A 21,193-nucleotide genomic window follows, 5' to 3' on the forward strand; every position below is an offset into this window, starting at 1 on the left:
ACGATGATGGGCTGGCCGCACTGCTCACTCAAACGAAAAGGTCTTCACTTCCGGTTAAGTTTTTCTTAACGTTAAGGGATGGACACTCACTCACCGACCGCCAGCCGCTTCCCGTTACTCGACGCGGACGTGATCCGCAGCTTCGTTGCCATCGCCGACCTGGGCAGCTTCACGGATGCCGCGCGGCACGTGTTCCGCACGCCGTCCGCGCTGAGCATGCAGATTCGCAAACTGGAGGAAACCCTGGGGCATGCGCTGTTCGTGCGTGCTCCGCGCAAGGTGACGCTGACACCAGAGGGAGAACTGCTGCTCGGCTACGCCCGACGCCTGCTCCAACTCAACGACGAGGCGGTGTCGCAGTTTCTCGCCCCGCCGCTGGCCGGGCCGGTTGCCTTCGGCACGTCGGATGACATTGGCACGCGCATCCTGCCGCGGGTACTCGCGCAGTTCGCGCGCGCGCACCCGGCCGTTCAGGTCGACGTGGTGGTGGGTCGCAGCACCGAAATGGCCGCGAGAATCGACACGGGCACGCTGGATGTGGCGCTGGTCACCGCCGGCAACGACGGTCAGGACGCGCGCCACGGCGAAGTCGTGCACACCGAGGAACTGGTGTGGGCTGCAGTCGAGGGCGGCAGCGCGGCGTCGCGCACACCGCTGCCGCTGTCGCTCGCCTGCCACGGCTGCGCCTGGCGGCGAATGGCGCTGTCAGCCCTGGACCGCGTCGGCCGCCCCTACCGCGTGGTCTTCACCAGCGACAGCAGCGCCGGTCAGGAGGCATCGATGCTTGCCGATCTGGCCGTGGCTCCGTTTCCGGCGGGACTGCTTCGCCCACCACTGCGACGCTTGGGCGATGAAGCCGGTCTGCCGAGCATCGGTCGCTATCAGGTGCTTCTGCTGCGCAGGCCACAACTCACCGAAGCCGCCGAAGCGCTTGCTCGCTACGCGATCGAGGCGCTCGGCCGGCCGCAACGATGACATGGCGTTCTGCAAGGCGCCCGAACGCGCTTCGCCGCGGGTTAGCATTCCCGTGATGCCTCTCATGCCCGCGTAACCTCCCCATGAACGCCGCCCGCATCCTCAACCTCGGCGACCGCGCGATCACGGTCGAATTCGGCGACACCATCGACCCGGCCCTGCTCGCGCGCGTCGCGGCGCTGGACCACGCCTGCGTGGTGGCGGATCTGCCCGGCGTGATCGAGACGGTGCCGAGCTTTCGTTCGCTGACCATCATCTTCGACCCTCTAGCGACTTCGCGAGCCGAGCTGCTGCCAGCGCTTGAGACGCTGCTGGCACAGGGCATTGCAAGCAACGCGACGCCGACCCGCCGCTGGCGACTGCCAGCCTGCTACGAGGGTGACTTCGCACCCGATCTGCAAGACGTCGCGCAGCGCTGCGGTCTCAGCGCCGACGCGGTGATCGAGACGCACGCGGGGCGTGAGTACGTGGTGTACATGCTGGGTTTCCTGCCCGGATTTCCGTTCATGGGCGACGTGGCCGAAGCCCTGCGCCTGCCGCGCCGGGCCGAGCCGCGCGTGACGGTGCCGGCCGGGAGTGTGGCGATTGCCAATGGCCTGACGGCGATTTACCCATGGCAGAGCCCCGGCGGCTGGCACCTGCTGGGGCATTGCCCGGTGCCGTTGTTCGACGCGGGGCGCGAGTCGCCGGCCCTGCTCGCGGCAGGCGACCGGGTGTGCTTCGAGGTGGTGGATGCGGCCGAGCATGCGCGGTTCGCGCGGGCGTTTGAAACGGGGGAGCTCGACCCGGTCGCCTTCATGGAAGCGACTCCATGAGCGCCGCGCTGATTGTTACCGCCCCCGGCACGGCAGCGTCCATCCAGGATTTTGGTCGTTTCGGGCATCGGCGCATCGGCGTGCCGTGGTCGGGCACGCTGGCGCCGGAGCTGCTGGCGATCGCTAACCGGCTGGTCGGCAATGCCGACGATGCGCCGGCCATCGAATGCTTCTCGGGAGGCCAGGCCTTCACGGCGGCCGACGCGGCCGTGCGCGTCGCGGTGGCCGGCGATACCGAGCTGGAGATTGAGGCCAACGGCGTGGTGCGTCACGTCCCGGCATGGCAGAGCCACCGCCTGCTGGCAGGCGAGACGTTGCGTATCTGCGGCATTCGCGACGGGCGCGTGGCGCTTGTCGGCGTGGCCGGCATGACCCAGCCGGGCGTGCTCGGCAGCGCGTCTGCCCACACGCGCTCGGGGCTGGGCGGTGGCTGGCTCACGGCCGGTACGCGCATCGAGTGCGCGACGGCGACAGTGCAGCCGGAGTGGCAACTCGAGGATGTGCCGGCGGCCAGCGATGCGCCGATTCGTGTCGTCGCCGGCCCACAGCTGGACCACTTCACCGCCGTCGCATTGCAGACCCTGCTGAGTGACGAATACCGCATCGGCCAGGCCGCCGACCGCATGGGCATGCGCCTCGACGGCCCGGCACTGGCACACCGTGACACGGCCAGCCGCGACATCGTGTCGGACGCGGTGATCCCCGGTGCGATCCAGGTGCCGGGCCACGGCCAGCCCATCGTGCTGCTGGCCGACGCGCAGACCGCCGGCGGCTACCCGAAAATCGCCTGCGTAATCTCGGCCGATCTGCCGCGGCTCGCCACGCGCAAGCCGGGCGACCCAGTGCGCTTCACCCAGGTCGACGCCACCACCGGTGAACAGGCCGCACGCGCGGCGGCGGCCAGCCTGGCCGCGCGGCTGGCAAACTTGCGCCGCCTGACGGCCGAGGGCATCGACCTCGCCGCGCTGTACCCGGACAATGAGTGAAACGAACCGCCTGGACGCCCCCATGCAACTGAACCTCAACGCAGACCTCGGTGAATCCTTCGGCGCCTGGAAGATGGGCGACGACGCAACCATGCTCACCATCGTCAACAGCGCCAGCATCGCCTGCGGCTTTCATGCCGGCGACGCGCAGATCATGCGGCGCACGCTGCACGCGGCGCGACGCAACAACGTGAGCATCGGCGCCCATCCGTCCTTCCCCGATCTGCAGGGCTTCGGGCGACGGCGCATGAATATCCCGCCGGACGAGCTGCAGGCCATCATCCTGTATCAGCTCGGCGCGCTGGCCGGCATGGCGCGCGTCGAAGGGCTGGCGATGACGCACGTCAAGCCGCACGGCGCCATGAGCAACATGGCCAGCGAGGACGCGGGGATGGCGTTGAACGTGGTCAAGGCAGTGAAAGCCTTCGACCCGGCGCTGATCCTGCTCGCGCCGGCCGGCTCGCAGCTCGACATCGCCGGTCGCAACGTGGGCCTGCGCGTGGCGGGCGAGATTTTTGCCGACCGCGCATATACGGACCAGGGCCATCTGATGCCGCGCAGCCAGACCGGCGCGGTGCTGACCGACAAGGCCGCCTGCGTGGCCCACGTACTGCGCATGCTCGATGCCGGCGGCGTGGTGTCAATCAATGGCCGCAAGCTGGAAGTACCGTTTCACAGCATCTGCGTGCACGGCGACAACGTGCACGGCGTCGAGGTGGCGCATGCCGTGCACGATGCACTGGAACAAGCCGGCTGCACATTGGTTTCGCTGCCCGAACTGAAATCGCTCAGCTAAAAAAAAACGCGGCCCGAAGGCCGCGTTCCGACAAACACCCGTAGGTGCAAGGGAGGAGACTACTGGAGAGGAATCAGTCCTTGCCGACCTGGTCACCCACGACGCCGCCAACCGCAGCGCCACCGATGGTGCCAAGCACACCGCCGTTGGTCAGCACCGAGCCAGCCACGCCACCGACACCGGCACCGACCGCAGCGCTCCTTTCACGCTTGGACATGCCATCCCAGGTTGAACAGCCGGTAGCAAACACGGCTACCGCGAACAGGGGAATCAGGGCTTTTGCTTTCATGGTGGTTTCCTTCGTGCGAACACAGCTTCATCCTAGGCGCCGAAGTAGCTCGAATTGCAACACCCCGGTATGAATGTGTTTCAAGCCGTGGCCGCGCGCCCGGCATTTGCTCGAGCTTCGCTCAGGCTAAGATGCCGGCTTTCGTCCGCCGCTACGCGAACCCCATGAAACACAGCTTCCAGACCGGCCTCGACCGCCTTCTCATCAGCCCCGAACTGCGCCGCCCGCTGGCCGGCCGTCGCGTCGCCCTGCTCGCCCACCCGGCCTCGGTCACGCCCGATCTGACCCACGCGCTGGACGCCCTCGCGGCACTGCCCGAGATCCGCCTCACGGCCGCCTTCGGGCCGCAACACGGACTGCGCGGCGACAAACAGGACAACATGGTCGAGTCGGCCGATTTCATCGACCCGCGCCTGGGCATTCCGGTGTTCAGCCTGTACGGCGAGGTGCGCCGCCCGACCGCGCGCATGATGGACAGCTTCGACGTGCTGCTGGTGGACCTGCAGGACCTGGGCTGCCGCATCTACACCTTCATCACCACGCTACGCTACGTGCTGGAAGAAGCGGCGAAACTCGGCAAAAGCGTGTGGGTGCTGGACCGCCCCAACCCGGCTGGCCGGCCGGTCGAAGGCCTGACCCTACGCACAGGCTGGGAGAGCTTTGTGGGTGCCGGCCCGATGCCGATGCGCCACGGCCTGACCATGGGCGAGCTGGCGCGCTGGTTCGTCGCCGAGTTGCGGCTCGAGGTTGATCTGCAGGTGGTGACCATGCAGGGCTGGCAGCCCGAAGCCGCACCGGGCTTCGGCTGGTCGCAGGAGCGCAGCTGGATCAACCCCAGCCCCAACGCGCCCAACGTTTCGATGGCGCGCTGCTATGCCGGCACCGTCATGCTGGAGGGCACGACGCTGTCCGAAGGCCGCGGCACCACGCGCCCGCTGGAGCTATTCGGGGCTCCGGACATCGACGCCGAGGCGGTCATCGCCACCATGCACGAACTGGCCCCTGACTGGCTGACCGGCTGCATGCTGCGCCCGTGCTGGTTCGAACCGACCTTCCACAAGCACGCTGGCAAGCTGTGCAGCGGCGTGCAGATGCACGTGGACCTGCCGGCCTACGACCACGCGGCGTTCCGCCCGTGGCGCATTCAGGCGCTGGCTTTCAAGGCGGTGCACCACCTTGCACCGGACTATCCGCTGTGGCGCGACTTTCCCTACGAGTACGAGCACGACCGGCTTGCCATCGACCTCATCAACGGCAGCCCGCTGCTGCGCGAGTGGGTGGACGACCCTGCGTCGTGCGCGGAGGATCTGGACGTGATCAGCGCTCGCGACGAGCAGGCCTGGCTGGAGACGCGGCGCCCGTTCCTGCTGTACTGAGCTTCAGCGCTGCCACAAGCGCGCGAGATCCGCGTCGCGAACATCACGTTCGGCGCCCGAAAACTGCTCGGCATCGGCGTCGAGCAGCATCCACGTCAGAAAGCGCGCCACGGTCTCGGGCGGCAAAAGCGCACCGTCAGCCTTGAGCCGGCGGAAGGATTCGACGTCGGGGAATTGATCGGGGGCCAGCTCGCGGATGCCGGCCTGCATCGGCGTGTCGACCACGCCGGGCCGGGCACTGCCGACCAGCACACCTCGCTCTGTCAATTCGGCGTTCCAGCACTGCGTGAGCATGTGCAGCGCCGCTTTCGACATGCAGTACGGCCCCCAGCCATTGAGCGCGTGGTGAGCGGCCCCGGACGAAATATGTAGCACCCGCGCGCCCGCCGCCAGACGCGGCAGCAAGGCCTGCGTGAGAAACAGCGGGGCTGTGAGGTTGATTTCAAGATGCTCGCGGAAGGCCGCGCGGTCCAACTCCACCAGCGGCCCGGCCGGGTCCAGCGTGGCAGCGTTGTGCACCACGAAAGCCGGCGCACGCTCGCCAAGGGTATTGAGTACACGCGGCGGCGCATCGGGCGCGGCAACGTCGAGCGGCAGCGCCGTGACGCGGCCGGGGTGTTCGACAGCAAGCGATTCGAGCAGCGCGGCGCGGCGGCCGATGGCCAGCACGTCGCAGCCGCGCTCGATCAGGTTCAGCGCCAGAGCGCGACCGATGCCGCTGCCGGCGCCGGTGATGAGGGCAAGCGGGTTCATGGACGTCCTCACGAGGTCGGGACGCACATGGTAACCGTGCGGGTTCCCCCGGACTGCCTGTCAGGGCGCGTGATGTACAATCCGCCCACCCCCCGTGGCGAACCCTTCGGCCCGCCCGCGACCCCTTAGCAGAGAGCTTCCCCATGGTTCCTCACCTCACCACCGCCCTGTCCGGCCCCTTGCTGGAGTTGGAGTCGCGCTTCCTCGATCACGCCACCGAAATCGAGCAATGGATGCGCGTGCAGTGGCGGGACCATGCTCCACCGTTCTATGCCTCGACCGACCTGCGCAACTCCGGTTTCAAGCTCGCGCCGGTCGACCTGAACCTGTTTCCGGGCGGCTTCAACAACCTCAACGAAGCCTTTCTGCCGCTGTGCGTGCAGGCCACCCAGTCGGCGGTCGAGCGCATCTGCTGCGACGCGAAGAACCTGCTGCTGATCCCCGAGAACCACACGCGCAACCAGTTCTACCTGCAGAACGTCGCGCGGCTGGTGTCCATCCTCGCGCTGGCCGGGCTGAACGTGCGCCTGGGTACGCTGCTGCCCGAGATCACCGAACCGACCGTGATCGAGCTCGCCAACGGCGCCAAGCTCACGCTCGAACCGCTGGAGCGACGCGGCAGCCGCCTCGGTCTGGCCGGCTTCGACCCCTGCGCGATCCTGCTCAACAACGACCTTTCGGCCGGCGTGCCGGAAGTGCTCAAGGGCATCGACGAGCAGTGGCTGATTCCGCCGCTGCACGCCGGTTGGCATTCGCGTCGCAAGTCGGTGCATGCGGCGGCCTACGATCGCGTGGCGCGCGAGTTCGCCGACGTCATCGGCCTCGACCCGTGGCGCATCAACCCCGAATTCCGCACCTGCGGCCAGATCAACTTCCAGGAACGCACCGGCGAGGAATGCCTCGCCACGCAGGTCGACGAACTGCTCACCCGCATTCGCGCCAAGTACAAGGAATACGGCGTGGACGAGACGCCCTTCGTGGTGGTCAAGGCCGACGCTGGCACCTACGGCATGGGCGTGATGACGGTCAAGGACGCTTCCGAGGTAAAAGGCCTGAACCGCCGTCAACGCAACAAGATGTCGGTCATCAAGGAAGGCATGCAGGTGCACGAGGTCATCATCCAGGAAGGCGTGCACACCTTCGAGACGCTCGACAACGCCGTCGCCGAGCCGGTGGTGTACATGATGGATCACTACGTCGTGGGCGGTTTCTACCGCGTGCACACCGAACGTGGCCGCGACGAAAACCTCAACGCGCCGGGCATGCATTTCGAGCCGCTGGCCTTCGAAACCAGCTGCACCGTGCCGGACGCCGAACAGGCGCCGGACGCCGCGCCCAACCGCTTCTACGCCTACGGCGTGGTGGCGCGCCTGGCGCTCTTGGCCGCCTCGGTCGAAATCGAGGAAACCGAGCCGGCCGACGAGGCGGAGGCGGCCTGACATGGCGCTGAAGATCGCCTTCATTCTCGACCCGCTGGAGCTGCTCAAGCCATACAAGGATTCGAGCGTCGCGATGATGCGCGAGGCCGCAAGGCGCGGCCACGCGGTGTACGCCATCCAGCGCGAGGCACTGATGTGGTGTGACGGCGCGGTGGTAGCGCGCGCCACGGCGTTGAAGGTCAGCGACGGCAACGCCCAGTGGTACATGCCCGGCGCCGAAGGCGTTCAGCCGCTGACCGACTTCGACGCCGTGATCATGCGGCAGGACCCGCCCTTCGACTTCGAATACGTCACCGCCACCTGGCTGCTCGAACGCGCCCAGGCCGCCGGCGCGCGCATCTTCAACGACCCGCGTGCGATCCGTGACCATTCCGAGAAGATCGCCATCACCGAATTCCCGCAGTTCGTCGCCACCACGCTGGTGGCGCGCGACCCGCGCGACGTGCAGGCCTTCATCGACGAACTGGGCGACGTCATCCTCAAACCGCTCGACGGCATGGGCGGCAGCCAGATCTTCCGCGTGCGCGCCGACGATCCCAACCGCAACGTGATCCTCGAAACGCTGACGCACGAAGGCACGCGCACCATCATGGCGCAGCGCTACCTGCCGCAGATCGCCGACGGCGACAAGCGCGTGCTGATCATCGGCGGCGAAGTCGTACCGTTCTCGCTGGCACGCATTCCCATGGCTGGCGAAACGCGCGGCAACCTCGCCGCCGGCGGACGCGGCGTGGCCATGCCGCTGACCACGCGCGAGCGCGAGATCGCCGAATACCTTGCGCCCATCCTGTGGCAGCGCGGTCTGCTGGTGGTCGGGCTGGACGTCATCGGCGGGCACCTCACCGAGATCAACGTCACCAGCCCGACCTGCTTCGTCGAGATCACCGAGCAGGCCGGTTTTTCGGTAGCCGGGCTATTCATGGACCGTCTCGAACAGGTCTGCGCATGAAGCTGCGTCAGCGTTTCGATGCGCGGGCCGCCGCCCGCAAGGCGGCACTGTGTGTGCTGCTGGCCGCCACGCTGACGGCCTGCAGTCGCCCCGAGCTGCATCACCAGGAAGCCTACGTGTTCGGCACGCGCGTCGATCTGACCGTGTACGGCGACTCACGCGAGCAGGCCAGCAACGCCATGGCCGCCGTGCTGCGCGAGTTCGACCGCCTGCACGGTGCGCTGCACGCCTGGAAACCGTCCGAAGTCACGCGCCTGAACGAAGGTCTGGCGCGCGGCGAGACGGTCGAGGTGTCCGACGAACTGGCTGAATTGCTGCGCGACGCGCAAAAGATTGCCGAAGCCGGCGATGAGCTGTTCGACCCGGCGCTGGGCCGGCTGATCGCGCTGTGGGGCTTCCACGACGACGAGTTCGAACCGAAGCTGCCGGATGCTGACGAACTGGCGAGAATTCTCGCAGCGCGCCCGCGCATGGCCGATCTGACGATCGACGGCAATCGCGTATCGTCCTCCAACCCCATGGTGCAGATCGATCTGGGCGGCTACGCCAAGGGCTATGCCCTCGACCGCGCTGCAGCGACTCTGCGCGACATGGGCGTCGACAACGCACTGATCAACATCGGCGGCAACGTCATGGCCCTCGGCTCCAAGGGCAAGACGCCCTGGCGACTGGGCATCCAGCACCCGCGCGAACCACGCCCGCTGGCCACCCTGCCGCTTTACGACGGCGAGGCCATCGGTACCTCGGGCGACTATCAGCGTTTCTTCGAGATCGACGGCAAGCGTTACTCCCACCTGCTCGACCCGCGCACCGGCTACCCGGCCGAAGGCACGCAGTCGCTTTCGGTGCTGGCGATGCCGGGCGAGCACGCCGGAACATGGTCCGACGCGGCCAGCAAGTCGCCCTTCATCGCCGGCGACGACTGGCTCAAGTACACCCGTGCATATGGAATCGACCACGCCTTGCGCGTGGCCGATGACGGCCGTATCGAGGTCACGCGCGAACTGCGCGCACGTCTGCAGATTCCGTCAGGCGTCGGGCCGGTGAAGGTCGTCGACTGAATGTGAAACGGGGCGCTTTCGCGCCCCGTCATCTTGCGGTTACTTCAGCGGCTCAAGCGGCTGCAACTCCTCCGCCGGAATCTCCGACAGATCGATCAGTGGAATCACCTCGGGCAGCAAGCGCCGCTCGGCCGGTGCGCCCGGCAAGATCGGCGGATTGCGGGTCTCGGGCAGCAACTGGTAGCTGCCAGTGAGGTTGGGCGGGGGGTCGAGTATCACCGGAATCTCAGGTTCGGCCGCCGGTGCGACCTCAGGTGCCGGCGCCGGTTCACTCGCGGGGGCCGGCTCCGCGACTGTCTCAGGGACAGGTGCCGGAGCGGGAATTGGCTCAGGGACCGGCTCTGGGGCAAGCACCGGCTCGGGAACAGGCTCGGCTGCGGGCGCCGGAGCAGGAACCTCCGTTCCACGCAGTCTGGCCCGTTCGGCGTCGCGCCGAGCACGCTCTTCCGCTGCGCGTTGTTCGGCTTCACGGGCTGCAGCTTCGCGTTCGGAACGAATGCGCGTGGCCTCCTCGTCGCTGACGGCACCCGGGGCTACCGGCTCTTCAACCACCGGCGGCGGAGGCGCTTTCTCGCGCCGCTGACGCTCGAGCTCGGCCTCCTCCAGAGCGCGCTCTTTGGCTGCGCGCTCCTCGGCAGCACGTTCTTCGGCTTCACGCGCAGCGGCCTCACGTTCGGCGCGCACGCGCTCGGCTTCCTCGACCGGAATGCCCGGCGCGGGCAGAGCGTCCTGCGCGGCGGCTTCACGCGCCGCCTGCTCACGCTCTTCGCGAATGCGCGCGGCTTCTTCCTCGCTCAGCGGCTGCGCTGCAGGCTTGGCCGGCGGCGTCCGCTGCACGGGCTGGACCACGGCACGCGTTGCGGCGGCGCCCTGCTCCTGAATCTCGCGCACACGGCGCTCAAGACGCTCGGTCAGTTCGCGGGCATAGATCGCTTCACGCTCGGCGGCGGGCAGCTTTGCCAGTTCGGCCTCGCGAGCCTTTTGCTCGGATTCGGTGACGGCGCTGGGCTTGGGCGCCAGACGGCCGGCACGCATGTCGATCGGCGATTTGCGCTCGGTGGCCAGGCGCATGCGCTCAGCCAACTCCATGCGCTTGCCGCCCTGCTCGAGTTCGCGCGCGGCTTCGATATCGGTCATGCGGGCACGACGCGCGCGATCGAGGCAACGGTTCACGAAAAACGTGTTGTAACAGTCGGCTTCGGCTGCGCGGAAGCGTTCTTCTGCTGCTTCGCGCATGCTCTCCCCCTGTTCGATCATGGCGCGCGCGCGATCGAGAACATCGTCCGATTCGCTGGCGTGGGCGAACAGGGTCTGGGACAGAAGTACGGCAAAAATAAGGCGTTTGGGCATCATGGATCCGTCATGCAGTGGGGCCAAGGTGCGCAAAAGGCACCCGGGACGGGGTTACGAGCGTCCAAGCCGATAGAATACCGCCTTTGTAACGAAATGAATGCCGCCAAGTGATCCAGTTACGTAACTTACGCCTCGCCCGAGGTGCCAGAGTCCTGTTCCAAAGTGCCTCGCTGCAGCTCCATCCGGGCTGGCATGTCGGCCTCACCGGCGCCAACGGCAGCGGGAAATCAAGCCTCTTCGCAATGCTGCGCGGCGAGCTGCATCAGGATGAGGGCGACCTGGAAATTCCGGCGGCCTGGGTCGTCGCCCACGTTGCTCAGGAAACCCCGGCGCTGGCCCGCTCCGCGCTGGACTACGCGCTCGACGGCGACGCCGAGCTGCGCGCCATCGAAGCTGCGCTCATCGAGGCCGAAGACGCACATGAGGGCATACGCATCGGCGAGCTGCACGCGCGGCTCGGCGAGATCGACGGCTACGCTGCGCCGGCGCGAGCGGCTGCGCTGCTCGACGGCCTGGGCTTCACGCAGGGCGATCTGGCACGGCCGGTGTCGGATTTCTCGGGTGGCTGGCGCATGCGCCTCAACCTCGCGCAGGCGCTGATGTGCCGTTCCGATCTGCTGCTGCTCGACGAGCCAACCAACCACCTCGACCTCGATGCGGTGATCTGGCTGGAACAGTGGCTGTCGGCCTACCCCGGCACGCTGGTGCTGATTTCGCACGATCGCGATTTTCTCGACGCCTGCGTCAGCCATGTGCTGCACATCGAGCAGCAGCGCGTCACGCTGTACTCCGGCGGCTACTCCGACTTCGAGCGCCAGCGCGCCGAGCGGCTGTCCCAGCAGCAGTCGATGTTCGAGCGCCAGCAACGCGAGATCGCGCACATGGAAGATTACGTACGCCGCTTCCGCGCCAAGGCCACCAAGGCGCGCCAGGCGCAGAGCCGCATCAAGGCGCTGGAACGCATGGAGCGCATCGCCGCGGCGCACGTCGATTCGCCGTTCACGTTTTCCTTCCGCGACGCCCCGCCCGCACCCGACCCGCTGCTGCAGATCGACGACGGCGCGGCCGGGTATGGCGACAAGACGGTGCTGTCCGGGCTCAAGCTGCAATTGCGCCCGGGCGAGCGCGTCGGCCTGCTCGGGCGCAACGGCGCGGGCAAATCGACACTGATCAAGCTGCTCGCCAACCAACTCAAACTCACTGCCGGCGAGCGCAGCGAAGGCAAGGGGCTGGTCACTGGCTACTTTGCCCAGCATCAGCTCGAAACCCTGCGGCCGGACGAATCGCCGCTGCAGCACATGCTGCGGCTCGACCCGCGGGTGCGCGAGCAGGAGCTGCGCGACTACCTCGGCGGTTTCGACTTCCGCGGGGATGGCGTGGGCGGCACGTCCACGCCGGCGACAACGCCTTGCGCACCGTTTTCGGGCGGCGAAAAAACCCGGCTGGCGCTGGCCATCCTGATTTGGGGCCGACCCAACCTGCTGCTGCTCGACGAGCCGACCAACCACCTCGACCTCGAAATGCGCCACGCCCTGACGCTGGCGCTGCAGGACTTCGACGGCGCCATGGTGCTGGTGTCGCACGATCGAGCGTTGCTACGGGCGACCTGCGATCGTTTCGTGCTGGTCGATGACGGCGTGGCGCAGGAATTCGACGGCGATCTGGACGACTATCGCGAATGGCTGGCAGGCCGCCGCGCCCAGGCTGCCGCCTCCGAGAAGTGCCCCGATCAGACCGCCGACAAGGCCACCCGCAAGGCTGACCGCGGTCAGGCTGCGGCCGAGCGTCAGGCCCGGCTGGTCGAGCGCCGCCCGCTGGTGAAGGAGCGCGACCAGCTCGATCGCAAACTCGAAGCCTGGCAGCGCGAGAAGTCGCAGATCGACGAACAACTGGCCGATCCGGCGCTCTACGCCGAAGCCGACGCCGCCGCGCTGCAGAACCTGCAGCGGCGCCAGACCGAGCTGGCGACACGCATCGAGGGCGCCGAGCAGCGCTGGCTTGAGCTCGAAGAGAGGCTGGACGCCATTCCGGCCGATTGACGCCAAGCATTGTGTCGCAGCCCGGGATCGCGAAGAATCAGTGTTTGAGCTGCCTGGAGTGATGCGATGACTTCCCGCTGGGAATGGTTGTGGATGCAGTTCTCGCGCCGCCTGTGGGTGCGCGCAGCGCTGATTTCGTTGCTGGCCGTGGCGGCCGTCGCGTCGGCCGGCCTGCTGCGTGACCACATTCCAGAGGACCTGGCGACCCGCATCGGCGCTGATTCGGTCGACAGCATCCTGACCATTCTCGCCAGCAGCATGCTGGCGGTGACTACCTTCTCGCTCACCACCATGGTGTCCGCCTACGCCGCCGCAACCAGCCAGGTCACGCCGCGTGCGACCCGGCTGCTGCGCGAGGACACCACCACGCAGAACGTGCTGGCGACCTTCATCGGCAGCTTCCTGTTCTCGCTGCTGGGCATCGTCGCATTGGCAACCGGGCTCTACGGTGAGCAGGGGCGCGTGACGCTGTTCATCTTCACGCTGGGTGTGATCGTGCTCATCGTCGTCACCCTGCTGCGCTGGATCGAGCATCTGTCGGCTTTCGGCCGCGTCGACGACACGACGCTGCGCGTAGAGATGGCGACCACCGAAGCACTCGCGAACTGGGTCCGCACGCCTTGCCATGGCGCGTGTCTGCTCGAACGCCCGGAGGATGTTCCCGCCGCGGCCCGCCCGGTTCACGACGAGCGCATCGGCTATGTGCAGCACATCGACGTCGGCGTGCTGCAGTCCTGGGCGCAGGAGCACGACGGCCAGGTGTTCGTGGCAGCACTGCCCGGCAGCTACATCGAGCCCACAAAGCCCATCGCCTGGGTGCTTGGCGACGCAGCGCCGGCCGGACTGACCGAAGCCGCCTTCATCGTCGGCAACGATCGCTCTTTCTACCAGGACCCGCGCTTCGGCCTCTCCGTGCTGGCCGAGATTGCCTCGCGGGCGCTGTCGCCGGCCGTCAATGATCCCGCCACGGCCATCGACGTGATCGGCCGTGCCGTACGCGTACTGTCGCACTGCGCTGAAACCGACGGCCGGCCACAGGGCGAAGCACAGTGCCCGCGGGTGTATTTGCCGACACTCGAAATAGTCGACTTCTTCAACGACGTATTCAGCCCCGTCGCCCGCGACGGAGCGGCGCTGGTCGAAGTGCACATGCGCCTGCAGAAGGCCCTGGCGATGCTGGCACGCATGGGAGACGTGCTGCGCGAGCCGGCGCGCCTGCACGCAGCCCAGGCACTGGCTCACGCCGAAGCGGCGCTGGCGCTGGAGCAGGACAAGGACGTGCTGCGGCAACTCGCCAGCGCAGTGGGGGCCGCGGACACCGACACGCGAAGCGGCACACGGGCCTGAACGACGGCGGCGCGGTGCTACAATCGCGCGCTGTTTTTGCCCACCACAAAAGGCTTTGCCGTGAAAATCGTCTGTCTCGACCTCGAAGGCGTGCTGGTCCCCGAAATCTGGATCGAATTCGCCGAGCGCACCGGCATCCCGGCGCTGCGCCGCACCACGCGCGACGAGCCGAACTACGACACGCTGATGAAGTACCGTCTGGACATCCTCGCCGAGCACAAGCTGGGCCTGCCGCAGATCCAGGAAGTGATCGCTTCGATGGGCCCGATGGACGGCGCTCGCGCCTTCCTCGACGAACTGCGCGAGGACTATCAGGTGGTGATCCTGTCCGATACCTTCTACGAGTTCGCTCACCCGCTGATGCGTCAGCTCGGCTGGCCGACGCTGTTCTGCCACAGCCTTGAGGCCGACGCTGCCGGCCGTCTGGTGAACTACCACCTGCGCATGCCGGACCAGAAACGCGAGGCCGTGCGCCGCTTCAAGGAACTGAAGTTCACCGTCGTCGCGGCGGGCGACTCGTACAACGACACGGCGATGCTGGGCGAGGCCCACGGCGGCATCCTGTTCCATCCGCCGGAAAACGTCATCCGCGAGTTTCCGCAGTATCCGGTGACCAACACCTACGCCGAACTGCGTGCGGAGATCGACAAGGCGTTCGCCCGGGTCGCTTGATTGCGGCTGCAATGCTTGCAAGGACGGCGGGCCATGCCCGCCGTTTTTTTTTGCGCCAAAAAAACGGGCACCCGAAGGTGCCCGTAGAGTCCGACTGGCGAGGAGGGGACCAGTCCGACAGCGCTTTGTAGTGCGTGAATCAGAAGCTCTTGCTGACCGACAGGACGAGGCGTTCGTCGGCCCACTTGTTGTCCTTGATGTCGGTGTCGGTGTAGTGCAGGCCGAAATCGAAACCACCGTAGGACTTGGTCGCGCCCAGCTTCCAGTCCTTGTAGTTGTCGGAGCCATGGATGCTCGAATAGCCGTAGTGCGCGTCGAGCGTCAGGCCGTCCATGACTTCATAGGAGGCAGACAGGTCGTAGTACTTGGAGCTCTTCGAGTCCGGCACGCCGAACAGGTCGGTAAAGGAGTGCGAGTACTTGAAGGACAGGAATTCCCACGACAGACCGATGTAGCCTTCGAGCGTATGCGGCTTTTCGCCACCGTCTGCCTTGTACTCGCCGCCGTAGTCACCCGGGTAGTAGTACTGCAGCAGGCCGACGTCGATGCCGATCGGACCGACTTCGGTGGCGTAGCCGCCGTAGAAGTTGGTTTCGAGGCTGTTGTTGGTGCCCAGCTCGAGGTCATTCAGCCAAGACACGTTGGACGCCCAGAAGCCCAGGTAGAAGCCGCTGTCGTGCGACCAGTCAAGACCGCCCTGCAGGGCCGGATCGTTGTCGGTCTGGCTGACGCCGCGGAACACATAGTCGGAAACGATGCTGATGTTGGCGGAGATCGGCAGTTCGCCTTCCGCCATGGCGACGTTGGCACCAACGAACGGGGTTGCGGCCAGAACAGCGGCAGCGATGAGAGTTTTCTTCATGTGTACTTCTCCTGTTAAAGGTGGGGTGTTCTGCAATGACTAACTAGCAGGTAGCGTGCCAGATTCAAAAAATCGTAATAAATGATTTAAAAACAGCAATTTGCGAGGCCATAAAGATTCGCAAGGACGCGACCATCACAAGGCGCTAACGTTTCCGGTGCCCAGGCTGGGCCTGATGCACCAAGATGGTGCTTTGACGTCTGACGCGTCGTACTCAGGTATCCGCATGCAAGAAAAGAGGCGCCCGCAGGCGCCTCCGTTTTTGCGCGGATTACGCGCTTACTTGCTGACGAACTCCGGGTAGGCTTCCTGACCGCACTCGGCCAGGTCGACCCCTTCGTACTCTTCCTCTTCGGTGACACGGATGCCCATCACTGCCTTGAGTACGCCCCACACGATCAGGCTGCAACCGAAGACCCACACGAAGATGGTCAGGGCGCCGACGATCTGACCGAAGAAGGTCACGTCGCCGTTGGTGACCGGCACCAGCAGCAGGCCGAGCAGACCGCACACACCGTGCACCGAGATCGCGCCGACCGGATCATCGATCTTGAAGACGCGATCCAGCGTGGTGATCGACAGCACCACCAGCACACCACCGGCAGCGCCGAACAGCGTGGCGAGCAGCGGGGTCGGGGTGGAGGGTTCAGCCGTGATGGTGACCAGACCGGCCAGTGCGCCGTTGAGCAGCATGGTCAAGTCAGCCTTGCCGAACATCATCTTGGACACGATGATCGCGGCGATTGCGCCACCGGCAGCGGCCGTGTTGGTGTTCAGGAACACCATCGCAACAGCGTTGGCACTGCTGATGTCGCCAAGCTTGAGCACCGAACCACCGTTGAAGCCGAACCAGCCCATCCACAGGATCAGCGTGCCGAGCGTGGCGAGCGGCAGGTTGGCACCGGGAATCGCGCGCGGTTCGCCGTTCGGGCCGTACTTGCCCTTACGTGCGCCGAGCAGGATCACGCCAGCCAGGGCGGCAGCTGCGCCAGCCATGTGGACGATGCCGGAGCCAGCGAAGTCGGAGAAGCCGAGGTCACCCAGGTTGTACATGCCGAACACGTCGTCGCCGTTCCACGTCCAGGCGCCTTCCATCGGGTAGATGAAGCCGGTCATGACCACTGCGAAAGCCAGGAAGGCCCACAGCTTCATGCGCTCGGCCACCGCGCCGGAAACGATCGACATGGCGGTCGCAACGAACACGACCTGGAAGAAGAAGTCCGAAGCGCCGGAATAGACCGAGTCGCCGGTGAAGTCGGCCTGCTCGACCATCGCGCCCAGTGCGTCCTCGACCAGCGTTTCACCGCCTTCGATGCCGGACAGGAAGATGCCGCCGCCGTACATGATGGCGTAGCCGCAGACGAGGTACATGACGCAGCTGATCGAGAACAGCGCAACGTTCTTGGTCAGGATCTCGGCGGTGTTCTTGCCGCGCACCAGACCGGCTTCGAGCATCGAGAAGCCGGCGGCCATCCACATCACCAGCGCGCCGCACACCAGGAAGTAGAAGGTGTCCATTGCGTACTGCAGATGGAAGACGTTGGTCATCACGTCCGCCATGGTCGGCTCCTGGGCCAGCGCGGGGGCGGCGACGCCGGCCGCGCCAAGCGCGAGAAGGGTTTTGAACGATGTTTTCATGTGTAGGCTCCCTTGCTTACAGTGCGTCGGTGCCGGTTTCGCCGGTCCGGATACGAATGACTTGTTCGACGTCGAACACGAAGATCTTTCCGTCGCCGATCTTGCCGGTGGCGGCGGATTTCTCGATGGTCTCGATGACCTGCTCGGCCATGTCGGCACGGATGGCGACATCGATCTTCACTTTCGGGAGGAAATCCACCACGTACTCAGCGCCGCGGTAGAGCTCGGTGTGACCCTTCTGGCGGCCGAAGCCTTTGACTTCGGTCACGGTAATGCCCTGTACGCCGATGGCGGAGAGCGCTTCGCGCACTTCGTCGAGCTTGAAGGGCTTGATGATTGCTGTGATGAACTTCATGGTCATGGGAATCTCCTGTCATCGGGTGCTGCGAATGTTGTCGGGGCTTGCATGTCACTTCCTCACGCAGTCGTTAGCTGGCAGAAGGCCATTTGCACGTTCCATGCCAGATTTTGAAACATGATATTTTTCAGCGGCTTGAACCACGCCAACCGTCCCACCCGGAAATTCCCTGTGCATTAGCGATGCACAAAAGCAGTGAATCGCACTACTTTGGTGCATTCGCCCTGTTCCGGCGCCCGACGGCGTGCCGGGGGCGGTGCTAAACTGGCTACCTGACTTGCAATCACGCGGAGTACGACATGAACCAGCCCCCACGCTTCCTGGACGAAATCGGTGCAAAGCTGGCCGAGCTGGCCGCCAGCAGCCCGGTCGGCGACATCGAGAAGAACGCGCGCGCCCTGCTCGGCAGCGCTTTCAACAGGCTTGATCTGGTGACACGCGAGGAATTCGACATCCAGCGCGACGTGCTGGCGCAGACGCGTCAGCGCCTGGCCGATCTGGAACATCGGGTTGCTGAACTGGAAGCGGCGCGAAAGACCGTCGATCCGGGTGCCTGAGCTGCGGCCTGGCACCTCTGGAAAGAAAGTAATCAGTCCCTAAGGTATTGGCGATGAGCCGGCTCGCCGTCAGAGCGCAGCGCGGCGCACACTTCCCCACAGGAGCGCTTCATGAACTGGATCAAATCAGGATTGGCCGTCGCCTGCGTCGCACTCGCAAGCCTTGCCAGCGCAGCCGACAAACACAAGGTCGTGTACCACATCAACGGTGGCGAAGCGGCTCAGCAATATGCTGCGCTAGGCAACGTGCAGAACCACATCAATGCGGTCGGAGACGGCAACATTGAAGTCAAGGTGGTCATGCATGGCGATGGTCTGTCACTGCTCCTGTATCCGGAGGATCGCGAGCTGACCAGGATGAAAAGCGCCAATGCCGACGAGAAGATGCAGGCGCGCATTGCCGGTCTCAAGCAGAAGGGCGTGCAGTTCCAGGTCTGCGCCAACACGCTGCAGGGTCGCGAAGTCAAACTCGACAACCTGTACGACGTGAGTCAGGCAGATGTCGTGCCGTCCGGCGTGGCGCAGCTAAGCATTCTGCAAACGCAGGGCTTCACCTACATCAAGCCCTGACACCGACCGCAGTGCTCGCTTCAGCCGGCCTCTTGCGAGGCCGGTTTGCTTTGCAGGTAGGCAAGAATCACCTCGACCGCATGCTTGCGCCGTTCGGCCAGCCAGACCGGATCCGCCAGATCCTTCTCGAAGATCGCCGACAGAGTGTGGCGGTTCGAGATGTGGGTCAGCGCCAGCGACAGGATCGATACATACAGCTGCAGCGGGTCTACGCCTGAATGGAACAGCCCGGCCTGCTCGCCGCGCTGCAGCGTCTCGCGGATCATGCCGACCAGCGGCGTGCTCTGCTGCGCGACTTTTCCCGACTTCTTCAGCATGCGCCCGCCGAGCAGGTTCTCGTTGCGCACCAGCGCAATGAACTCGGGGTGGTCGGCCATATGGTCGAAGGTGAATTCAACCAGCGCCCGCATGCCGGCCACCGGCTCCAGATGCGTGAAGTTGAGCTCGCGCTCCTTCGAGCGCAGATCCTCGTAGATGTGCTCCAGCACCGTCAGGTACAGCCCTTCCTTGTCGCCAAAGTAGTGGTAGGCCATGCGGATGTTGCAGCCGGCGCTGCGCACGATGCGCTCCATGCGCGCGCCGTCGTAACCGCGCTCGCAAAACTCCTCGGTGGCCGCCTGCAGCAGGCGCTCACGTGTCTCGCCGGCATTGCGCCGGGCGCTCGGCGCGCGGGTCTTGGTGGAGGTTTCGGTCATCTGCGCTTCCTGTCGGTGCCCGGATTCTAGCTGCTCACAGTCCCAGCGCGACGCCATCGCTGCGCGGGTCATGCGCCCCGGCAAAACCGTCCGGCCCGATCCTGATGGCACCGGGGTGGCCGGCCAGCGGACTTTGCGCGGGGATGGGGCTGATTTCGTGGCCGCGGCGGGCCAGTTCGTCAAACACTGCCGGGCCGGCATCCTCTTCCAGCTTGAGGGTGTCGCGGCTGTCCGAGAAGGTGCGCCCGAGCAGGAAGCGTGGTCGGGCGAGCGCGCTGAGCGGGTCCAGGCCATAGTCGATCAGGCGGGTCAGGATTGCCGCCAGCGTCTGGGGTTGCCCGTCCGCGCCCTGGGTGCCGTAGAGCAGGCGCGGGCGCCCGTTCTCCAGATACATGCCGGGGTTGAGCGTGTGGAACGGCCGCTTGCCGGGCGCCAGCACGTTGGGGTGCGCCGGGTCGAGACTGAAGGCCGCACCTCGGTTGTGCCACAGCATGCCGGTGTCGCCCACCGCAACCCCGCTGCCCCAGTCGTAGTACACCGTCTGCAGCATCGACACGGCGTTGCCGAAGCGGTCTGCCGCGGCGAGGAAAACCGTGTCTCCGTGGCGGAATGCATGTGGCCAGGCGCGTGCGCGACGGGGATCGATAGACACCGCGGAGGCCGCGAGGTGATCCGACGACAACAAGCGCTCGACCGGCACGTCATGAAAATCCGGATCGGCAAGGTGCCGGTTGCGGTCCATGAAGGCCAGCTTCACTGCCTCGACCAGCAGGTGGTAGTGATCGGCGCTGCCCTCGGCCACCGCCGCGAGGTCAAAGCGATCAAGAATGCCCATGATGCCGAGCGTGGTCATGCCTTGCGTGGGCGGCTGATGGGCGATCAGCTCGCCGTCGCGGTAGGGCACGCGTAGCGGAGTCTCAAGCCGCGCCGCGGTGGCGGCGAGATCCTCTGCATCCAAGGGCGCGCCGGCGGCAGCCAGGCCCGCCGCGATGCGCTCGGCGAGGCGCCCTTCGTAGAAGTCGCGGTGACCATGCTCTGCGATCAGCTCCAGCGACCCGGCCAGTTGTGGCTGAGACACGCGGAAGCCCGCATCCGGCACTGCGCCAGCGCGCAGGAAGCGCGTGGCGACACCGCTCAGCACGTTCATCTCAGCCGCGCGGAAGTCGAGCCAGAAGCGCTGCGACGGCGTGATCGGAAAGCCGTCCCGCGCAAGCCGGATGGCCGGCTCCAGCAAGGCGCCCCAGTCCATGCTGCCGCCGCAGTCGTCACGCGACAGGGCATGCGCCTTGCCCCAGGTATCGACCGTCGCGGCACTGGTCAGCATCGAGCCCGGACCACGCACAGGAATCGCCCCCTCATAGGCCGGCAGCTGGCGCGCAGCCTGACCGATGCCGGACAGGCTGCGCACGCGCCCCGAGGCGTCGGCGATGATCATGAAGGCATCGCCGCCAAGCCCGGTGAAGTGCGGATAGGTCACTGCCAGGCAGGCGCCCATGGCGATGGCCGCCTCGATGGCATTGCCGCCGTCACGCAATACGGCGAGCCCGGCCTCGGTAGCTAGCGTATGCGGGCTGGTGACGATGCCTTCGTGCGAGCGCGCCAGCGCTCCGCGTGGGGGGGCCTGGGTCATGGTCACTGGTTCCAAGGGCTTCTCCTCTTTACG

At 66.1% G+C, this 21,193-nt stretch carries 21 protein-coding genes; 13 read left to right on the forward strand and 8 right to left on the reverse strand.

All coding sequences use genetic code 11. The features are described from left to right. Positions 1–78 precede the first annotated feature (78 nt). The 4 genes from AC6H0N_RS03545 (at position 79) to AC6H0N_RS03560 (ending at position 3,572) form a co-directional block, all read left to right on the forward strand. Positions 79–975, forward strand: coding sequence for a LysR family transcriptional regulator (locus tag AC6H0N_RS03545; protein WP_497572676.1), 897 nt, complete (start codon positions 79–81; stop codon positions 973–975). A gap of 83 nt (positions 976–1,058) precedes the next feature. Beyond that, entirely contained in the window at positions 1,059–1,790 is a 732-nt protein-coding gene (gene pxpB, locus AC6H0N_RS03550) for a 5-oxoprolinase subunit PxpB (RefSeq protein ID WP_497572677.1), read from the forward strand. Then, positions 1,787–2,776, forward strand: coding sequence for a 5-oxoprolinase subunit C family protein (locus tag AC6H0N_RS03555; RefSeq protein ID WP_497572678.1), 990 nt, complete (start codon positions 1,787–1,789; stop codon positions 2,774–2,776). The genes pxpB and AC6H0N_RS03555 overlap by 4 nt, the downstream gene beginning before the upstream one ends. 22 nt (positions 2,777–2,798) lie before the next feature. Next, positions 2,799–3,572: a LamB/YcsF family protein gene (locus AC6H0N_RS03560; protein ID WP_497572679.1), complete on the forward strand. Its 774-nt coding sequence runs from the start codon at positions 2,799–2,801 to the stop codon at positions 3,570–3,572. A 73-nt stretch (positions 3,573–3,645) separates the two neighbouring features. On the opposite strand, the gene AC6H0N_RS03565 is transcribed toward AC6H0N_RS03560, so the two are convergent. Continuing rightward, positions 3,646–3,861, reverse strand: coding sequence for a YMGG-like glycine zipper-containing protein (locus AC6H0N_RS03565; RefSeq protein ID WP_497572680.1), 216 nt, complete (start codon positions 3,859–3,861; stop codon positions 3,646–3,648). A gap of 164 nt (positions 3,862–4,025) precedes the next feature. Here AC6H0N_RS03565 and AC6H0N_RS03570 point away from each other — a divergent pair, with 164 nt between their 5' ends. Then, a complete protein-coding gene (locus AC6H0N_RS03570; protein WP_497572681.1) occupies positions 4,026–5,237 on the forward strand; it encodes an exo-beta-N-acetylmuramidase NamZ family protein in 1,212 nt (403 codons plus the stop codon). A gap of 3 nt (positions 5,238–5,240) precedes the next feature. Here the strand turns inward: AC6H0N_RS03570 and AC6H0N_RS03575 are convergent, their stop codons facing one another. Then, positions 5,241–5,990 (reverse strand): SDR family NAD(P)-dependent oxidoreductase, encoded by a 750-nt coding sequence (locus AC6H0N_RS03575; protein WP_497572682.1) that lies wholly within the window; start codon positions 5,988–5,990, stop codon positions 5,241–5,243. Between the two features lie 143 nt (positions 5,991–6,133). On the opposite strand from AC6H0N_RS03575, the gene gshA reads away from it, so the two are divergent. The 3 genes from gshA to AC6H0N_RS03590 are packed head-to-tail and all read left to right on the forward strand — an operon-like array spanning position 6,134 to position 9,439. Beyond that, a complete protein-coding gene (gene gshA, locus AC6H0N_RS03580; protein ID WP_497572683.1) occupies positions 6,134–7,429 on the forward strand; it encodes a glutamate--cysteine ligase in 1,296 nt (431 codons plus the stop codon). 1 nt (position 7,430) lies between these two features. Next, positions 7,431–8,378 carry a glutathione synthase gene (gshB, locus tag AC6H0N_RS03585; protein ID WP_497572684.1) on the forward strand — a complete coding sequence of 316 codons (948 nt, stop codon included), beginning with the start codon at positions 7,431–7,433 and terminating at the stop codon, positions 8,376–8,378. Then, positions 8,375–9,439, forward strand: a complete 1,065-nt coding sequence (locus AC6H0N_RS03590) for an FAD:protein FMN transferase (RefSeq protein ID WP_497572685.1) — start codon at positions 8,375–8,377, stop codon at positions 9,437–9,439. The genes gshB and AC6H0N_RS03590 overlap by 4 nt, the downstream gene beginning before the upstream one ends. Before the next feature lie 39 nt (positions 9,440–9,478). Here the strand turns inward: AC6H0N_RS03590 and AC6H0N_RS03595 are convergent, their stop codons facing one another. Further along, the gene (locus AC6H0N_RS03595) at positions 9,479–10,792 is read right to left on the reverse strand and encodes a hypothetical protein (RefSeq protein WP_497572686.1); all 1,314 of its coding nucleotides are present in this window, start codon (positions 10,790–10,792) and stop codon (positions 9,479–9,481) included. 107 nt (positions 10,793–10,899) lie between these two features. Between AC6H0N_RS03595 and AC6H0N_RS03600 the strand changes: the two genes are divergently transcribed. From AC6H0N_RS03600 to thrH, 3 genes are all read left to right on the forward strand, one after another. Continuing rightward, the gene (locus AC6H0N_RS03600) at positions 10,900–12,831 is read left to right on the forward strand and encodes an ATP-binding cassette domain-containing protein (RefSeq protein WP_497572687.1); all 1,932 of its coding nucleotides are present in this window, start codon (positions 10,900–10,902) and stop codon (positions 12,829–12,831) included. 66 nt (positions 12,832–12,897) lie between these two features. After that, a complete protein-coding gene (locus AC6H0N_RS03605; RefSeq protein ID WP_497572688.1) occupies positions 12,898–14,178 on the forward strand; it encodes a DUF2254 domain-containing protein in 1,281 nt (426 codons plus the stop codon). A gap of 60 nt (positions 14,179–14,238) precedes the next feature. Next, positions 14,239–14,850, forward strand: a complete 612-nt coding sequence (gene thrH, locus AC6H0N_RS03610) for a bifunctional phosphoserine phosphatase/homoserine phosphotransferase ThrH (protein ID WP_497572689.1) — start codon at positions 14,239–14,241, stop codon at positions 14,848–14,850. A 139-nt stretch (positions 14,851–14,989) separates the two neighbouring features. Here the strand turns inward: thrH and AC6H0N_RS03615 are convergent, their stop codons facing one another. From AC6H0N_RS03615 to glnK, 3 genes are all read right to left on the reverse strand, one after another. Further along, positions 14,990–15,712, reverse strand: coding sequence for a TorF family putative porin (locus tag AC6H0N_RS03615; protein WP_497572690.1), 723 nt, complete (start codon positions 15,710–15,712; stop codon positions 14,990–14,992). A 279-nt stretch (positions 15,713–15,991) separates the two neighbouring features. Then, positions 15,992–17,350, reverse strand: coding sequence for an ammonium transporter (locus AC6H0N_RS03620; protein WP_497572691.1), 1,359 nt, complete (start codon positions 17,348–17,350; stop codon positions 15,992–15,994). A 16-nt stretch (positions 17,351–17,366) separates the two neighbouring features. Next, positions 17,367–17,705, reverse strand: coding sequence for a P-II family nitrogen regulator (gene glnK, locus AC6H0N_RS03625; protein WP_497573240.1), 339 nt, complete (start codon positions 17,703–17,705; stop codon positions 17,367–17,369). A gap of 302 nt (positions 17,706–18,007) precedes the next feature. On the opposite strand from glnK, the gene AC6H0N_RS03630 reads away from it, so the two are divergent. Beyond that, entirely contained in the window at positions 18,008–18,265 is a 258-nt protein-coding gene (locus AC6H0N_RS03630; protein ID WP_497572692.1) for an accessory factor UbiK family protein, read from the forward strand. A gap of 111 nt (positions 18,266–18,376) precedes the next feature. Further along, the gene (locus tag AC6H0N_RS03635; RefSeq protein ID WP_497572693.1) at positions 18,377–18,835 is read left to right on the forward strand and encodes a DsrE family protein; all 459 of its coding nucleotides are present in this window, start codon (positions 18,377–18,379) and stop codon (positions 18,833–18,835) included. Between the two features lie 20 nt (positions 18,836–18,855). On the opposite strand, the gene AC6H0N_RS03640 is transcribed toward AC6H0N_RS03635, so the two are convergent. Both AC6H0N_RS03640 and AC6H0N_RS03645 read right to left on the reverse strand, forming a co-directional pair. Continuing rightward, the gene (locus AC6H0N_RS03640; protein WP_497572694.1) at positions 18,856–19,530 is read right to left on the reverse strand and encodes a TetR/AcrR family transcriptional regulator; all 675 of its coding nucleotides are present in this window, start codon (positions 19,528–19,530) and stop codon (positions 18,856–18,858) included. 34 nt (positions 19,531–19,564) lie between these two features. Beyond that, the gene (locus tag AC6H0N_RS03645) at positions 19,565–21,160 is read right to left on the reverse strand and encodes a gamma-glutamyltransferase family protein (RefSeq protein WP_497572695.1); all 1,596 of its coding nucleotides are present in this window, start codon (positions 21,158–21,160) and stop codon (positions 19,565–19,567) included. Positions 21,161–21,193: the final 33 nt, after the last annotated feature.

It is taken from the genome of Pseudazoarcus sp. NS34, from assembly GCF_059703725.1.

Bases quoted from the DNA above. Each gene is read 5' to 3' on its own strand.
- AC6H0N_RS03545 (WP_497572676.1), top strand. From the start codon at position 79: ATGGACACTCACTCACCGACCGCCAGCCGCTTCCCGTTACTCGACGCG.
- pxpB (WP_497572677.1), top strand. From the start codon at position 1,059: ATGAACGCCGCCCGCATCCTCAACCTCGGCGACCGCGCGATCACGGTC.
- AC6H0N_RS03555 (WP_497572678.1), top strand. From the start codon at position 1,787: ATGAGCGCCGCGCTGATTGTTACCGCCCCCGGCACGGCAGCGTCCATC.
- AC6H0N_RS03560 (WP_497572679.1), top strand. From the start codon at position 2,799: ATGCAACTGAACCTCAACGCAGACCTCGGTGAATCCTTCGGCGCCTGG.
- AC6H0N_RS03565 (WP_497572680.1), bottom strand. From the start codon at position 3,861: ATGAAAGCAAAAGCCCTGATTCCCCTGTTCGCGGTAGCCGTGTTTGCT.
- AC6H0N_RS03570 (WP_497572681.1), top strand. From the start codon at position 4,026: ATGAAACACAGCTTCCAGACCGGCCTCGACCGCCTTCTCATCAGCCCC.
- AC6H0N_RS03575 (WP_497572682.1), bottom strand. From the start codon at position 5,990: ATGAACCCGCTTGCCCTCATCACCGGCGCCGGCAGCGGCATCGGTCGC.
- gshA (WP_497572683.1), top strand. From the start codon at position 6,134: ATGGTTCCTCACCTCACCACCGCCCTGTCCGGCCCCTTGCTGGAGTTG.
- gshB (WP_497572684.1), top strand. From the start codon at position 7,431: ATGGCGCTGAAGATCGCCTTCATTCTCGACCCGCTGGAGCTGCTCAAG.
- AC6H0N_RS03590 (WP_497572685.1), top strand. From the start codon at position 8,375: ATGAAGCTGCGTCAGCGTTTCGATGCGCGGGCCGCCGCCCGCAAGGCG.
- AC6H0N_RS03595 (WP_497572686.1), bottom strand. From the start codon at position 10,792: ATGATGCCCAAACGCCTTATTTTTGCCGTACTTCTGTCCCAGACCCTG.
- AC6H0N_RS03605 (WP_497572688.1), top strand. From the start codon at position 12,898: ATGACTTCCCGCTGGGAATGGTTGTGGATGCAGTTCTCGCGCCGCCTG.
- AC6H0N_RS03615 (WP_497572690.1), bottom strand. From the start codon at position 15,712: ATGAAGAAAACTCTCATCGCTGCCGCTGTTCTGGCCGCAACCCCGTTC.
- AC6H0N_RS03620 (WP_497572691.1), bottom strand. From the start codon at position 17,350: ATGAAAACATCGTTCAAAACCCTTCTCGCGCTTGGCGCGGCCGGCGTC.
- glnK (WP_497573240.1), bottom strand. From the start codon at position 17,705: ATGAAGTTCATCACAGCAATCATCAAGCCCTTCAAGCTCGACGAAGTG.
- AC6H0N_RS03630 (WP_497572692.1), top strand. From the start codon at position 18,008: ATGAACCAGCCCCCACGCTTCCTGGACGAAATCGGTGCAAAGCTGGCC.
- AC6H0N_RS03635 (WP_497572693.1), top strand. From the start codon at position 18,377: ATGAACTGGATCAAATCAGGATTGGCCGTCGCCTGCGTCGCACTCGCA.
- AC6H0N_RS03640 (WP_497572694.1), bottom strand. From the start codon at position 19,530: ATGACCGAAACCTCCACCAAGACCCGCGCGCCGAGCGCCCGGCGCAAT.
- AC6H0N_RS03645 (WP_497572695.1), bottom strand. From the start codon at position 21,160: ATGACCCAGGCCCCCCCACGCGGAGCGCTGGCGCGCTCGCACGAAGGC.